The organism is Bradyrhizobium campsiandrae (assembly GCF_014529705.1).
GTDB classification, from domain to species: domain Bacteria; phylum Pseudomonadota; class Alphaproteobacteria; order Rhizobiales; family Xanthobacteraceae; genus Bradyrhizobium; species Bradyrhizobium campsiandrae.
On the sequence record NZ_JAANIH010000052.1, the window covers coordinates 48,195 to 62,908 of the forward strand.

Below are 14,714 nucleotides of genomic sequence, written 5' to 3' on the forward strand. Positions count from 1 at the left end.
GCGGGTCCTCACTTCGCCGGCGCGGCGCCATAGCCGCCGCCGCCGCACATCTCGATCGTGACGAGATCGTCTTGCTGCAACACCAGGTTCGACTTGCCGTCGATGGCGAGGTTTGTACCGTGCCTGACCAGCGAGATGCGGCAGGCCTTGCCGGGGGAGCCGCCCTGCATGCCCCAGGGCGCAATCACCATGCGCTCGATGCAGGTGGTCAGGTGCATCGACGGCGCGAGAATGCGATAGGTGCGGACCGAGCCGTCACCGCCGCGATGCGCACCCGCTCCGCCCGATTGCCGGCGAATGGCCTGCTGCTGGAGCCGGATCGCGTAGTTGGCCTCGATCACCTCGACCGGCGTGTTCGAGGTGTTGGACAGATGCACGCGCGTCGCCGAGGTGCCGGCCCGATCATGACGCGCGCCTTCGCCGCCGCCATGGACCTCGTAGAGCATCTTCCATGCCCCGTTCGGCCGCGGCTCGGCGAAGAACAGCACCCCCGCGGTGGTCGCCCCGCCCGCCGACAGCCGCTCGGGGATCGTGTCCTGCATCGCACGAAAAATCGCATCGACGATGCGCATCGACGTCTCGTGGTTGCCGGCGGCAACGGAAGCGGTCCAGCCCGGCTCCAGGATCGAGCCCGGGCGCGTGATGATGGTCAATGGCCGCAGTGCGCCGGCGTTCTGGTTCATGTCGCGCCCGCTCATGATGCGCGCGGCGTAGGCGACCGCTGAGCGCGCCATGAACGGTGTCGTGTTGCAGAAGTTCGAGACGCGGTCGCAGCTTCCGGAGAGGTCGAAGGTCGCTTCATCCCCGCGAATGGTGATCTTGACGTGAATGCGGGCCGGCGCGTCGTTGGCGCTGCCGTCGTCGAGATGGTCCTCGCCCTCATAGACGCCGTCGGGCAGCGCGCGCAGCGCCTCCCGCATCTCGATCTCCGAAAGGTCGTGCAGGCGCGACTGCGCCGCCATGAAGACGGCCTTGCCGTGCTCGCAGCACAGCTCGACGATGCGCTTCTCGCCGGCCTTGGTCGCCGCGATCTGCGCCAGAAGGTCGCCCTCGCAGGATTCGGGGTCGCGAACGTTGGCCTTGAGCAGCTGCACGATCGGCATGTTGACGCCGGCCGCCGTTGCAATCAGCACCGGCGGAATCCGCATCGCCTCCTGGAAGGTGTCGATGGCTTTTGCAAAATAGCTGCCCGGCCAGGTGCCGCCGATGTCGGGCCAGTGGGCGAGGCTGACCGCGAAAGCGACGATCTCGCCCTCGACGAAGACAGGACGCACGACCTTGACATCGTTGAGATGGTTGCCGCCGAGCGCGCCCACATTGTAGATCACCACGTCGCCGTCGTTCAGGCTGTCGCGCGGCATCACCTTCAGCAATTCGGGAATCGTATAGGCCATCGCGCCGAGATGAATCGGAATGTCGCGGCCCTGCCCGACCAGGCCGCCGTGACCGTCGGTGATGGCGGACGAGAGGTCGCCGGCCTCGCGCAGCAGCGGCGAGCGCGCCGAGCGCGTCATGACGAGGCTCATCTCCTCGGCGGCGGCAGAGAGACCGTGCCTGATGACCTCGACGACGAACGGATCGAGCTTCATGCCGCCCTCCGCGTCAGGAACAGATTGCCCGATAAGTCCGGCTTCGCCTGCCAGCCTGGCGGCACCACCACGGTCGACCACGCGTCTTCGACGATGGCAGGGCCAGCGACGGTCTCCGTGAGCGAGGCGCGGTCGATGATTGCTGTCGCGATCTCGTGGAAGCCCTCGAACGAGCAAATCCGCTTGCCCGACGACACCGCCCTCACCGCCGTTGCGGGCCGGCCGACGACGGTCGTCGAGGGACGGCGCGCCTGCACCCGAACGGATTCGATGACGCAGGGCTCCCCGGTCGCATAGCCGAACAGCTCATGGTGACGCGCCAGAAAGTCCTGCTTCAGCCTGGCGACGTCGAGCGGCAGCGCGAAGGATACCGGGACGGCGTCGTTCTGCGCGGCGTAGCGCATCAAGGCCACCAGCTCGACCTGGATCTCGGCCCCTGTGACGCCATTGGCGATCAACGGCGCCGAGGCATCGTCGATCAGCGTGCCGATCCGCTCCGACACGCGCGCAAGGTCTATGCCGTCGAGGGCGGCGCGCAGCGTCTGCTGCTGAAGGAAGCTGAAATCGGCCGTAAGGCAGCCCAGCGCCGAGAACGCACTCGATGCGCTCGGGACGACCACCTGCGCGAGCCCATAGAGATCGGCGAGACCCGCAGCATGCATGGGGCCGCCGCCGCCGAAGGCGAGCAGCGTGCAGTCGCGCCCATCGATGCCGCGCTCGACTGTGACGCGACGGAGCGCACGGGCCATGGTCGCGTTGGCGACCTTGATGATGCCGAGCGCCGTTTCGGTCAAGCTGAGGCCCAGCGCCTGCGCGATGGGCTGGATGACGCGCCTGGCGGAATCGAGGTCGATGCCGATGCGCTCGCCGAGCTTGGTCTCGGGATTGAGATAGCCGAGAACGGCGTTGGCATCGGTAATCGTCGGCTCATGGCCGCCGCGGGCGTAGCAGGCCGGGCCCGGTTCGGAGCCGGCGCTCTCGGGCCCGACCGTGAGACCGCCGGGACCGTTGCGCACGATCGATCCGCCGCCCGCGCCGATCGAATGCACCGCGAGCATCGGCTGGCGCAGCGGCTTGTCGCCGAGCATGCGACCGTCGGTCATTTCGGCCTGGCCGTCCACGATCAGGCACACATCGGTCGTGGTGCCGCCCATGTCGAAGGTCAGCATCCGCGGGGTGCCGAGCTGGCGCGCGATGCTCACCGACGCCGAGACTCCGGCCGCCGGCCCCGACATCGCCATCACCAGCGGTCGTCGTTTCACCGCCGAGATCGGGATCATGGCGCCGGCCGAATGAAACACCTGCAGGCCGGGGCCGATCGGCAGCCGCTGCTCCAGCTCGCTCAGATATTCCACCGCGATCGGCATTGCCGCCGCGTTGAACACGGTGGCCGAGGTCCGCTCGTATTCACGCGCCTCGGGATTGACCTCGTGCGAGAGCGAAACGTGGGCAATCACATCCTTGAGCCGCTTGCTCAGCATCTTTTCATGCGCCGGATTGGCATAGGCGTGAAGCAGGGCCACCGCGACACTCTGCACCCCGGTCTCTTTCAACCAAGCGACCAGACGCTCGATCTCCGCTTCATCCAGCGCTTTCAGCACCCGCCCCTCGTGATCGAGGCGTTCGGCAAGACCAAAGCATCGTTCGGGCGGCACCAAGGGCGGCGATTTCGGGGCAATGTCGAGACGGTAGAGATCGCGACGGCGATAGCGCGCGATCTCCAGCACATCGGCAAAGCCCTCGGTGGCCACCAGTGCCACCTTCGGCAGCCTGTTCTCGACGATGGCGTTGGTGACGCGCGTGGTGCCATGGACGAAGCGCCTGACCTCGCTCTTGCGCAAGCCCACCGCCTCGATTGCCTCCAGCATCGCCTGGACGGGCGCGCCGGGGCGCGACGGCACCTTCGCGATCCGCACTTCGGCGGAATCGCGCCGGATCGCGATGATGTCGGTGAAGGTGCCACCGATATCGGTGCCGACCTCCCAGTGATCGTCAGAATAGCCCATCTGCATAATCAGCTACGGATGACGCCCGAACCGGACGCCAGGCCTGCCCTGTCTATCGCTGCGTTCAATGCCAAACCGAGACCGCTCATCATGCATCCCCTGTCATGCCACCATGAGCGAGCGTGGGACAGAGCTGTGGGCGAGGGCGAGGGCCAGAGTTGTCGCAAACCGCTAGGCCAGCGCACGGCCCCGGCGGCGCGCCGCGGACCTGCTGCATGTTTTGGTGCAGCACTGCCCGTGCTGACGGCACTCGAGAACAGAGCTTTGCATGCGAGAAAAGTGCGGCGCACCACGGATTTCTCCGATGTTAATCGCGACCTCCGCTGCACCGCAATCCAAACATTTCAGATCGCCTGTCTAATTTGAAGGCGATCGATCGGCCCTGCGGGGTATTGAACTGCCTATGAGCTATGCTTGCCGATCAGCTCAGCCTCTCCTTATCGTACGAGCAGTCGGAGAGGATATCGCCGCCTCGGATGGTGCGTTGCGGGAGCCGCTGCCGATGCAAGCCGCGATTCTCGCGAGCAGTGGCGCGGCATCCTCGATGCGCAGCCGCCCATAGCCGAACACCAGGCCCTGTCGCGTCGGTTGCTCGAGAAAATTCTGAGACAGGGGCTGAACGTGGATGCCGGCCTGTTTCAGGCTTGCGGCCGCCTCGCGGTCGCTCATCCGCACCCGCATTGCGTCGGTGAACTCCGCCACCAGATGCAATCCCGTCACCGCCGCGGAGACGACCAGGTCATCCGGCATCCGCGCTGCGATCGCATCGATCAGCGCCTTTCGCCTGCTCGCATAGACCCGGCGCATCCCGCGCAGGTGCCGCAGCAAATGCCCTTCCCGCATGAACTCGGCCAGCGCGAGCTGGCCGATGCCGGAGGTGTGCACGTCGATCCGCGCGCGGCCCTTCGAAAACCCTTCGATGAAATGCCTGTTGGCGACGATGTAGCCGAGCCGCAGGTTCGGCATCATGATCTTGGAGAAGGTGCCGAAATAGATCACCCGCCCCTCGCGATCGAGCGAGCGCAAGGAGGCGATCATGCTGTCCTGATGCCTGAATTCCGAATTGTAGTCGTCCTCGATCACCCAGACGTCGTTCCTGTTGGCCCAGTCGAGCAGCTCGAGGCGCCGCTCCAGGCCCATGCTGACGCCGAGCGGATATTGGTGCGACGGCGTGACCACGATCAGCCGGGCGCCCGGCGCGCGCCGGATTCCTTCCGAGACGACCAGCCCCTTGTCGTCCACGGGAACAGGAACGAGCTTCGCGCCGGCGGCCGTCAGCGCCCAGCGGGCCTCGACGAAGCCCGGCTCCTCGACCCAGACCTCATCGCCGGGATCGAGGATCATCCGGCTGCAGAAATCCAGCGCGGCCGATGTGCCGGAGGTGACCACGACCTCTTCTGGTGAGCAGACGAGCCCGCGCACCGAGCCGAGGAAGTTCGCGATCTCGCTGCGCAGTCGCGGATGACCTTCGGCTGGAAGATCGAGGCACTCCTGCTCCCTCGGATTCTGCCAGGTCAGGCGCAGCAGGCGCGACCATTCCTTGAAGGGGAACGTCGAGATGTCGGGCGCGCCGGGTGCAAACACGGACGACCAATTGGTCTCGTAGTCCCGACCGAGCAGCGATTGCCAGCGCTTCGACGCGTGGTAGGGCGCTCCCCCGGCCGACTCAACCGACGGCTCCGCATGCGATGTGGCGACGGCCGCCACCATGACGCTGCCGCGTGGCGTCGATTCCAGATAGCCCTCGGCGTAGAGCAGATCCCACGCGGTCAGCACCACCGTGCGCGAGCAGCCCAATTCCCGCGCGATCTCGCGCGAGCCCAGGAATTGCGTTCCTGCCGGGAAGGTTCCGCACAGAATGCACCGGCGGATGTGAGCCGCGATCTGCAAATGCAGCGGCACGGCCGACGTCCGGTCGATATGCATTCCCGCAAGGGATAGGCGCTTGCCCGGGTGACGGCTCTTGTCCATCGCGCAGTGGTGATTGTTGGAACGGCCGACGAGCGTCAGCCTCACCTCAGGATGGGCCAAGAGCGGGTAGAGGTCCAGCCTTGATGGGGCCCGGCCGCCCATCCTACTCGCGCAAGATTGGCGGGTACCGCCAATTCCTGCCCCGAACAAGCCGCGACCGATGGGGGTGCTGTAGGGGCCGCTACCCTGGAGCAAGCTTGGCAACGCTACCTCGAAGCCCATTTGATCCGAAAGGGCCGTAGCGAGAAAACGATCAGCGGGTATCGCGATCACGTCGAGCGACTCTTTTCGGAATGGCTGAAGACCCTTTGCTTGACCTCGCGAATGATCCTGCTCGCGTCGCCAAAAAAGCATGATCAACTTTCTAAGGAGAACGGTCCTTACATCGCGAATGGCAGCATGCGGACGCTGCGGAGGCAGTAAGCGGGCGTTCGACATCCCGCTATCTCGGCAAATGATCCTGTGTCTCATTCGGGTGCTTCGTTTCGGAAGGCAAATGCAGCCGTCTCAGTCGCAAAAGTGGTTGTTCCCCGCTGAGAGCGCCTCAGGACACTTAGCGGAGACAAAGGAGGATCGAGAAGTTTTGTCAAAATGGGGCAATGACAAGCTGGTTGAAGACCACCTGCGCAGCCAACAGCAAGCTATCAGTACCGTCATGTTTTCTGCACTTGGTGATTCGCTAAAGGAAGATAAAGCTCTGATCAATTGGCTCGGTCCCGGGACTAGCCGAAGAGCCGTTACCCAAGTCCGATTGGAGCCAAACACTCTGGACGAGAAGCAAGAACGAATTCGGCAGGCAGCATGACTTCGAGCCGGCCGCCTGAGGAGTGTATCGCGGTCCCGAATATTGTCCCCCGACCGGCTTCCAACATTGGGCCCTGGCTCACCGCTCCAATTCGAAATGGATCCAGGCGCTTGCTGCATTTCAGGCGGGGTCAATGTTGGAAGCCGGTCGGGAGGTCAAAAGCCGCACTGATCCACAGGCCAGGTGTTCGTACCTGAATGAAAAACGGGCTAACTCTTACGCTGTAAAAGGCGGAATGTTAGTCCGAAGCTCTGTGCTTGCGCCCTATCTTCGAATACGACGGAGCGACTTCACGAAGCGTTTTGCAGAACATCCGCGCAGCATTGGGAAGCTCTCTTCCCTGTACTCTGACAATCCCGACCGATCGTTCGATCTTGCAGTCCGTAAGTGTGAGCGGCGTAACTCCGGTCGTGACAATCCGCGCAGAGACAAGACGCGTTACGAAGCCAACTCCGAGCCCCGCCCGAACCATCGCAACGACACTGAGTGCACTCTGCGTCTGAATGCTTGGATGGAACTCGAGCCCGGCTGCGGCAAATACTCTTTTGAGGGTTCCCCATGCGGCGGACTCGGGTGGCATCGTCACCAGGGGCTCTCGGACGATGTCGGCCAAGCTAACCCCTTTCCGCAAGGCAAGTTTATGTCCGTTCGGTACGATCGGTATAAACGAGTCCTTCAGAAGCATTTCAAAGTGAAACTGCTCGGTCGTCCGATCAAACGGGATGACTGCAAAATCGACAGCACCTTGCGAAAGCCGTTCGAGATCCCGTCCATAAAAATCATCCAGCAGAGCGATTTCGATCGCCGGCCAGCGCTTCTTGAACTTCGCGACGGCGTTAGGAAGGAAGCTTGCAGCGATCGATGGTGATGCCCCGATTCTCACGCGCCCTTTGCGCAAGCCTGCCTCATCATCGAACTCCTTCAGCAGTCCGCGTAGCTCTCCCATGGTTCGTTCCAGGCGGACGCGCAGGCGTTCACCGGAGTCAGAGATTGCGACGCGCCGGCTGGTGCGATGAAATAGCGTGACGCCAAGAACCTCTTCGAGATGTCTAATGCGAGCCGATACCGCGGGTTGAGAAAGCCCCAGCGCTGCAGCGCCTCGGCTGAAACTCCCGGACTCAGCAACAGCAAAGAACGCTTCCAGATCGCCAGGCGAGATATTGATCAGCATGATCTATAGATCGATACAATAATACGATTTCCAGTTCAATGTGCGACATGCGACTAAAACGCAACTTCAATAATAGTTGGCGAGGAAACCATGAGCGGATCGATATCGATCGCTGGCGTCAATGCAGGCGCGAGGCTTGATCGGCTGCCGTTCTCTACCTTTCACTGTCGCATCATCCTGCTGATCGGCACGGGAATGTTCCTGGACGCCTGCGACATCTACATGGCGCCGGGCATCCTTGGCGCACTGGTCAAGGCCGGGTGGTCCGACATGCAGACCAACGCCACATTCCTGTCGGCGACTTTTCTTGGGATGTTGCTTGGCACCTTCACCAGCGGAATTATTGGAGACCGCTACGGCCGTCGGTTCTCGTATCAGTTCAATCTTTTGCTCTTTGGTGGGGCGTCTTTTGCTGCGGCATTCGCGCCAAACATGCCGATGCTGATAGCGCTTCGCTTCCTGATGGGCATCGGCATGGGTGCCGAAATTGTTATCGGCTATTCGACGTTGTCTGAGTTCATGCCCCGCGCGGTTCGCGGCCGTTCGGTCGCAGTACTTTCGGCCATTACCAACACCGCCGTCGTCGCAGCCGGCTTTGGCGGGCTCTGGATCATCCCGGCCTTCGGTTGGCGCTACATGTTCGGAATTGTCGGCGTGGCCGCGCTGATCGTCTGGGTCATGCGCAAGAACATGCCGGAATCGCCGCGCTGGCTGGAATCACAAGGGCGCGCCAAGGACGCAGACGCTCTACTTTGTTCCATCGAAGCGGAGGTCGCAAAATCACGAGGCCTTCCGCCAATCGGGCAAACCACGGCGCCTGTCATCGATGCGGGTCGGTTCACCGAGCTGTTCGGCCCGTCACTGATACGCTCGACGATTCTCGGAGCGATCATCGCCTTGGTTGGCAGCGTGTCCCTCTATGGCTTCCTGTCATGGGTGCCGACCTTTCTGGTCAAGCAGGGGCTATCGCTTAACTCATCGCTCTTAGTCACGGCCATTATGGGCCTCGGCGCTCCCCTGGGCGGAGTAGTCGCATCGCTCCTTGCCGATCGTGCTGGTCGTGCCCGGACGCTGATCGCCCTAACGCTGCTGGAAGCCGTGTTGGGAGTTGCCTATGTCTATACGCAAAGCCAGTTCGAACTCGTGGCCGTCGGCTTCGGGGTGACCCTGTGCGCCTACGCGCTTGTCGCGTTGGGCTTTGGACTTTACATCCCGGAACTGTTTCCGACCCGCCTGCGCATACGCGGCGTATCCGTTGCCGCTGGAACAGGACGGCTTGCCGGCGCCGGAATTCAATTCGTCATCGTCGGCTTGTTCTCGCATTTTGGTATCGCCGCTGTTGCCGCCTTCCTCGTCACCGCTCTGCTCGTTCAGGTCGTCGCTATCATCGTTCTCGGGCGGGAAACCCAGAACCGGTCACTCGAAGACATCGAGCGTACCGCGCCGGAAGTGCAGGGCGCAGAACTGAGGCAACAGCTACCGGCGTAAGCAAAACAAATTCCCACAAGAGAGACCATCATGAGCATTTCTTCGGAACTCGATCGCGGTGAGGCCAACACGATCGATGCTAAAAGGCCCGACACGGGCATCATCGATTGCGATGTCCACCCCCTGCTGAAAAACGGCTTCCCGAGTCTCTATCCCTATATGCCGATGCCCTGGCGAGAGCGGTTCAAGCGCAAGCGTGCGGGACAGGCGGCAGCGGGATTGACGATGCGGTTCGCCCATCCCAATGGCTTCATTATACGCGAAGACGCACGGCCGCATGACGACGAACTCGCGGGAAGCGACCCAGCCTTCATGGTGACGGATCTGCTTGACGCCAACGACATGACCGCTTGTGCGCTCAATAGCCTGCAGACGGGTGCAATGTGCGCCATACTTGCGAGCGCCGACGAAAGCATCATCATCGCGAGTGCGGCGAACGACTACTTTATCCAAGAATGGCTTCCTGTGGACAAACGACTGCGCTACGCAATCGTTGTCCCGTCACAGGACCCCAACGCGGCTGCTCACGAGATCCGTCGGGTCGGCAAGCACGCTCAGGTCTGTGCGGTTGCAGTGCCGCCGATTGCGATGGCGCTTGGCAATCGCTACTGGTGGCCCGTTTATGAAGCAGCGCAGGAGTTGGACCTTCCGGTGTTTCTGCATGTGACGGGCGCGGAAGGTATCTATGCTGGCGCGCCCATGCCTGCCGGCGGCCTGCCGGACACCTATATCGAACGTTATGTGACGCTGTCGCAGGCTGCCGAAGCCAACCTGACCAGCCTGATCATGAACGGGGCATTCGAGCGGTTTCCTCGTTTGCGGGTGCTGTTCGTCGAATACGGCTTCGTGTGGCCGTTACCGGCGCTGCTTCGCATGGACCGCTTGTGGCGAGGACTGAGGCACGAGGTCCCCTGGGTCAGGAAATCGCCGATTGATTATGTCAATCAGCATGTCTGGTTTACGACCCAACCGATCGAGGAGCCGGGCGACCCACGCGACCTCGAAAAGATCGTCAAGATGATCGGCGTGGAAAACCTGTGTTTCAGTACCGATTATCCTCATTGGGATAATGACATGCCGATGCAATCTCTCCGGATGCTGTCTCCCGCTGATCGTGAAAAGATCATGTGCCGCAATGCGCGCCACGTCCTGCGGCTATCTTGAGGAGGGCAAACAATGTCAGCATCCGAAAGACAGGAGATCCTGGTCGGTGACGCAGCGGAGCTGGTCGATGGCAAGTTCAAGATTGTCCAGCAAGGCGCACTCAAGATCGGGGTGACGCGTCTGCGCGACGGAACCATCCGCGCGGTCCGCAACTGGTGCCCGCACAAGGGAGCTGCGATATGCAAGGGAATCATCGGAGGCACCTGGCCGCCGTCCGCACCGGGCGATCTCGTCTTTGATCGTGAGGGAGAAATTCTGGTCTGCCCTTGGCATGGTTTCGAATACGACCTTCGGACGGGCGACGAGCTGTACCGCAAGGCGCCGACCCGGCTTCGTTTCTACGAAGTGGTCGAGCGCAACGCGAAGATCTTTCTTTTGGTAAGCGGACGCGCGCTGGAAGCGCCTGCCCTCAGCGAGCCGCCCGCCGCGTGATCACCAAGCTCCAATTTTTCAACGTGCAGCGGATAAGGAAATTGCCATGACCTCTCAGGCAGATAAATTTGCGGGACTGCTCCGCGGTGGGGAGATGATCGTGGCGCCCGGCGCCTATGATTGCATCACGGCCCGCATGGTGGACCAAGCTGGGTACTCCGCCTGTTATATGACCGGGGCCGGCGTCGCTGCCGGTCTTGGATACCCCGACTTTGGGCTAGTCACTATGAGCGAGATGGCCGACACGGCGGGCCGGATGACCAACGTGCTCAACATTCCTCTAATCGCCGACGCCGACACAGGCTACGGCAACGAACTCAATGTCATTCGCACGGTTCGGGAATATGAGAGACGTGGCGTTGCGGCCATCCAGATCGAGGATCAGACGTTTCCCAAGCGGTGTGGGCACCTGGATAGCAAAGAAGTGGTGGCGCTCGACGAATTCCTTCCCAAGATACGCGCGGCAGCGTCAGCCAAGAGCAATCCGAATTTTACGTTGATTGCGCGAACCGATGCCCGAGCCGTTATCGGCTTCGAGGAATCGGTGAAACGCGCGAACGCCGCACTCGAGGCTGGAGCCGATGTTGCCTTCATCGAGGCCCCGCAGACGATGGAAGAGGTGCGTGCGGTTCCGAACCTTGTGAAAGGACCATGCCTTCTCAATATGGTCTGGAAGGGTAAGACCCCGGAAGTGACGGTCGACGAAGCACGTGCAATGGGCTTTCGCATCATGATCTTTCCCGGCATGCTCTTCAAAGCCGTGATCGGCACTTGCGACAGCGTGCTCGCTGAGCTCACGACGCAGGGCCAGCATCCTGTCCCTGCGGGCGACATGAATATCAAGGCCGGATTTGCCCGCGTCGGCGCGAATGAATGGGAGCCGCTGCGCGATCGCTTTCGCGATCCTGCCCTGAAGCTCGTGGGCTGATTTCGATCCATTCTTGCGGAAGTGCAATGACCAAGCCTGTCGTCATAGTCGGCGCCGGCCACGCGGGGGTGCAGGCTGCTGCTGCGTTGCGCGAGGAGAAATATGCGGGACGCATTGTTCTGGTTGGCGATGAGTTACATGTTCCCTACCACCGCCCGCCTCTTTCGAAAGCATATCTGAAGGGCGCCCTCGGGCGGGATTCGCTGGCGCTGCGCGGCGCCGCATATTACGGCAACCAAGGCATCGAAACGCTCTTTGGTGACCGGGTCATCAGCATCGACCGTGGAGCGAGGAAAGTTGAGCTCGCGTCAAATCGCGAACTCGAATACGAGCACCTCATTCTTGCCGTGGGCGCGCGAGCGAGGCCTGTGCCTTTCGCGGGCACAGATCTCGGTGGCGTCGTGACGCTTCGAAACCTTGATGATGCCGACATCCTTAAAAGAGAGCTTGATGCGGCTAGACATGTGGTCGTGGTCGGAGCCGGTTTCATTGGCCTGGAGTTCGCGGCTACCGCTCGCGGGGCCGGCAAAGATGTCACGATCGTCGAGGTCGCACCGCGCGTGATGGGTCGTGCTGTGTCGCCGCAGACTTCCAATTTCTTCGCCGACGCGCACCGGGCGTTCGGGGCGGAACTGCGTCTGAATGTCGGCGTGGAGAAAATTGAGGGGAATGCCGGGCGCGCTCGAGCGGTACATCTAACAGATGGGTCCGTCCTTTCGGCAGATCTAGTGCTGCTTGGAACTGGGGTTGTCGCCGAGGATCGTCTGGCACGGGATTCGGGCTTGGTTTGTGAGGACGGCCTCGTCGTTAACGCGCGGTTGGTGACCTCCGATCCCGATATTTCTGCCATCGGCGATTGCAGCTTCCACCCGAACGTCTGGCAGGGTGGCGAGGTAAGGCTTGAATCTGTTCAGAATGCCACCGATCAGGCGCGCGTTGTCGCGAAACGACTTGCGGGACGCCCTGTCGATTATTCATCGCTGCCGTGGTTTTGGAGCGATCAGGGTGATCTTAAGCTGCAAATTGCGGGTTTGCTCGTGGATTCCGACAAAGTTGTCGTACGGGGCGAGATTGCACGCCGCGCATTTTCGGTCTTCTGCTTCTCGGGGGATCGCCTTCGGTGTGTTGAATCGGTCAACCGGGGAGGCGACCATATGGCTGCTCGCAGAATTATTGGCGACAATATCGCGCTGTCACCGGCGGAGGCGCGTGATCCGTCGTTCGACTTAAAAGCCCACGCCACGCGGCACATGCGAGAGCGCGCATAGCTTAAGTCGGTCAAGCGCCCCGATAAGGGTGGGCTGCTCTTGATCGGCCCGCAACCGTTTGACGGCCGCCGAAACGATTCCGCTTCTGTAAGATGGCCTAACCGCATGGACGCGGCGGTCAGTATGCCGCCACTTCAACTGCACAGGTGGCGATGCCCGAGAGGAGGATCAGTCAGGCAAAAGGTCCCGGCGATACGCTGGGGATCAGCGCGATACCTGCAACTGCAGCAGAACCGTTGGGCGCGCTAAATGCCACTTGGTGGGCGCACCAGGGCTCGAACCTGGGACCCGCTGATTAAGAGGCTGATCTCTTATAGTCAAACACAGATACTTAACTGTAAAAGACCGCCTCAACAGGGCTATATGGATCAATAGGTTACGGTTCTAGCCCGAAAATGCGACTCTAACCCGCAACCTTGCAGACTGCAAAATCCGCTTCGGCGGAACGTCGGTCGCTATGAATTTGCTACGGGAAGCGCGCGCGCATCGCTCGCCAAGGATTCGAAATTCGTCTGCGACTATTTCGACGAGGACCTGCATTACCTTTTGCTGCGTCAACGCGGTCGAGCGCTCGGCTGGTTCGTGCGCGCCAAGGGCGGACCGAGCGGAGAGTCTGGCCGAGCGACCCTGGCTATCTCACGCCAGACAAAGCATGCACGAAGCCCGGCCAGATCTATTACGGCCCTTCCGGCAGACGTAGCTACCATTAAAACTAACGCCGTGGCCCTTCTGCCCTCGAAAATAGTATCGACCTAGCCGAAAATCGAGCCAGACCACTTCGTCATCCGGGCAGTGTCGTTGTACCAGCACCTCATGGCGAAACGGCGTCAGCGGTATTGCAAGTGAGTTTCGAATTCCGCACAGCATTGTCAGCAAGAGCACAAAGTGACCAGCGCCTCTGAAACATCTCATGATACGCACAGTCACCTCAGCGAGATCGTTATTTGGCTGAGGTTGGCAGCAAATTCCACTCCGGCCTTGGGCCCCTGCAAGACCATCACGACGCCGTTGTCGTTTCGCAGGTGGACACCACCAACACCTCCGACGAGAGCGCCACCACCACCAACCGAGCTGTAGGTGCCAGCGAAGTCGCGGACGTCTCTGATGCCGGAGGCCCAGCCTTCCAGGCGGCCGGCCGTCGCGCCGGCCGTGATGCCGAGACTTATTCCTGTGACGCGGAACGGATAGGTACGGCCGCGATAGGTCAACACGCCGTCGCCGCCGCCGCCACCAACCAGCAGGCCCGCCTTGACGATCTTGACCCGGACATGACCGCCGGCTTGCCCAAACGCGGGGCTCGCCGCGGTGCCGACGGCGAACAGCGCGATGGCCGCAAGGCGGATGATCGACCGCAGCATGGCCCCTCTCATCTCACGGTTTCGACGCATCGACCTTCTTCCAGGTCTGGTCGGGATCAAACAGCGTGAGGCGCTTGGCCACGAAGTCGGTGCGTGCGCCGAGATCCTTCTGGTAGACGACGCCGGCATGGTTGACCAGGAAGGTCATCACGCCGGAATTGCCGTACTCTGCCGGCCAGGCAATCAGCGCGAAGCCGCCGATCATCTTGCCTTTGACGACGTAGTTCAAGGCGCCCCCGGGGGCGTCGGGCCCCTGCCCCTTCAGGATGCGGAAGTAGTAGCCGTGATAAGGCGTCATGCCCTCGCCGGCTTTGTAGCCCTCGCTCGAGGCTTGCGCCGCCAGGGGTCCTAGCGGGCTCGGATCGCTGTCGTCGCGCCAAAACAATCCATCCTTCTTGCCGGGCGAAGACATGATGTGCTGCGCGTAGACGCCGGCGCCCTCGCCGCGGTCCTTGTCGGCATATTCGTTCTGCGCGTCGACGAAGGCGAGCGCGGTCTGGATCGCGTCGAGTTCGTTGCGTCCGATGCGACGGC

Annotated in this window: 11 protein-coding genes; 5 read left to right on the top strand and 6 right to left on the bottom strand. The window is 61.9% G+C overall.

Annotated features, from left to right (window positions below; genetic code table 11):
* Window positions 1-8: 8 nt before the first annotated feature.
* The 4 genes from G8O24_RS30760 to G8O24_RS30775 all read right to left on the bottom strand — a co-directional run bounded on the left by G8O24_RS30760 (window position 9) and on the right by G8O24_RS30775 (window position 7,542).
* Entirely contained in the window at window positions 9-1,589 is a 1,581-nt protein-coding gene (locus tag G8O24_RS30760; RefSeq protein WP_188105958.1) for a hydantoinase B/oxoprolinase family protein, read from the bottom strand.
* The gene (locus G8O24_RS30765; protein ID WP_188105960.1) at window positions 1,586-3,595 is read right to left on the bottom strand and encodes a hydantoinase/oxoprolinase family protein; all 2,010 of its coding nucleotides are present in this window, start codon (window positions 3,593-3,595) and stop codon (window positions 1,586-1,588) included. Before G8O24_RS30765 ends, G8O24_RS30760 begins: the two co-directional genes overlap by 4 nt.
* Before the next feature lie 426 nt (window positions 3,596-4,021).
* Complete coding sequence (gene pdxR / locus G8O24_RS30770; RefSeq protein WP_244646072.1) at window positions 4,022-5,626, bottom strand: MocR-like pyridoxine biosynthesis transcription factor PdxR; 1,605 nt, start codon at window positions 5,624-5,626, stop codon at window positions 4,022-4,024.
* 983 nt (window positions 5,627-6,609) lie between these two features.
* Window positions 6,610-7,542 carry a LysR family transcriptional regulator gene (locus G8O24_RS30775; RefSeq protein ID WP_188105962.1) on the bottom strand — a complete coding sequence of 311 codons (933 nt, stop codon included), beginning with the start codon at window positions 7,540-7,542 and terminating at the stop codon, window positions 6,610-6,612.
* A gap of 90 nt (window positions 7,543-7,632) precedes the next feature.
* Between G8O24_RS30775 and G8O24_RS30780 the strand changes: the two genes are divergently transcribed.
* From G8O24_RS30780 to G8O24_RS30800, 5 genes are read left to right on the top strand one after another with little or no spacing between them, the layout of a single operon-like run.
* A complete protein-coding gene (locus G8O24_RS30780; protein WP_188105964.1) occupies window positions 7,633-9,030 on the top strand; it encodes an MFS transporter in 1,398 nt (465 codons plus the stop codon).
* Between the two features lie 30 nt (window positions 9,031-9,060).
* Window positions 9,061-10,194 (top strand): amidohydrolase family protein, encoded by a 1,134-nt coding sequence (locus G8O24_RS30785; RefSeq protein WP_188105965.1) that lies wholly within the window; start codon window positions 9,061-9,063, stop codon window positions 10,192-10,194.
* A 12-nt stretch (window positions 10,195-10,206) separates the two neighbouring features.
* A complete protein-coding gene (locus G8O24_RS30790; RefSeq protein WP_188105967.1) occupies window positions 10,207-10,626 on the top strand; it encodes a Rieske (2Fe-2S) protein in 420 nt (139 codons plus the stop codon).
* Between the two features lie 46 nt (window positions 10,627-10,672).
* A complete protein-coding gene (locus G8O24_RS30795; protein WP_188105969.1) occupies window positions 10,673-11,554 on the top strand; it encodes an isocitrate lyase/PEP mutase family protein in 882 nt (293 codons plus the stop codon).
* A gap of 26 nt (window positions 11,555-11,580) precedes the next feature.
* Window positions 11,581-12,822, top strand: coding sequence for an NAD(P)/FAD-dependent oxidoreductase (locus G8O24_RS30800; RefSeq protein WP_188105971.1), 1,242 nt, complete (start codon window positions 11,581-11,583; stop codon window positions 12,820-12,822).
* A 923-nt stretch (window positions 12,823-13,745) separates the two neighbouring features.
* On the opposite strand, the gene G8O24_RS30805 is transcribed toward G8O24_RS30800, so the two are convergent.
* On the bottom strand, window positions 13,746-14,180 hold the full coding sequence (locus G8O24_RS30805; protein WP_244646074.1) for a hypothetical protein: 435 nt from the start codon (window positions 14,178-14,180) through the stop codon (window positions 13,746-13,748).
* A gap of 13 nt (window positions 14,181-14,193) precedes the next feature.
* Window positions 14,194-14,714, bottom strand: a 521-nt coding sequence (locus tag G8O24_RS30810; protein WP_188105975.1) for a DUF2950 family protein, incomplete at its 5' end; no start/stop codon positions are given.

What these genes read in the sequence shown, in the direction of transcription:
- G8O24_RS30800 (WP_188105971.1), top strand. Translation starts at nt 11,581, where the DNA reads ATGACCAAGCCTGTCGTCATAGTCGGCGCCGGCCACGCGGGGGTGCAG.
- G8O24_RS30795 (WP_188105969.1), top strand. Translation starts at nt 10,673, where the DNA reads ATGACCTCTCAGGCAGATAAATTTGCGGGACTGCTCCGCGGTGGGGAG.
- G8O24_RS30780 (WP_188105964.1), top strand. Translation starts at nt 7,633, where the DNA reads ATGAGCGGATCGATATCGATCGCTGGCGTCAATGCAGGCGCGAGGCTT.
- G8O24_RS30790 (WP_188105967.1), top strand. Translation starts at nt 10,207, where the DNA reads ATGTCAGCATCCGAAAGACAGGAGATCCTGGTCGGTGACGCAGCGGAG.
- G8O24_RS30765 (WP_188105960.1), bottom strand. Translation starts at nt 3,595, where the DNA reads ATGGGCTATTCTGACGATCACTGGGAGGTCGGCACCGATATCGGTGGC.
- G8O24_RS30785 (WP_188105965.1), top strand. Translation starts at nt 9,061, where the DNA reads ATGAGCATTTCTTCGGAACTCGATCGCGGTGAGGCCAACACGATCGAT.
- G8O24_RS30805 (WP_244646074.1), bottom strand. Translation starts at nt 14,180, where the DNA reads ATGCTGCGGTCGATCATCCGCCTTGCGGCCATCGCGCTGTTCGCCGTC.
- G8O24_RS30760 (WP_188105958.1), bottom strand. Translation starts at nt 1,589, where the DNA reads ATGAAGCTCGATCCGTTCGTCGTCGAGGTCATCAGGCACGGTCTCTCT.
- G8O24_RS30775 (WP_188105962.1), bottom strand. Translation starts at nt 7,542, where the DNA reads ATGCTGATCAATATCTCGCCTGGCGATCTGGAAGCGTTCTTTGCTGTT.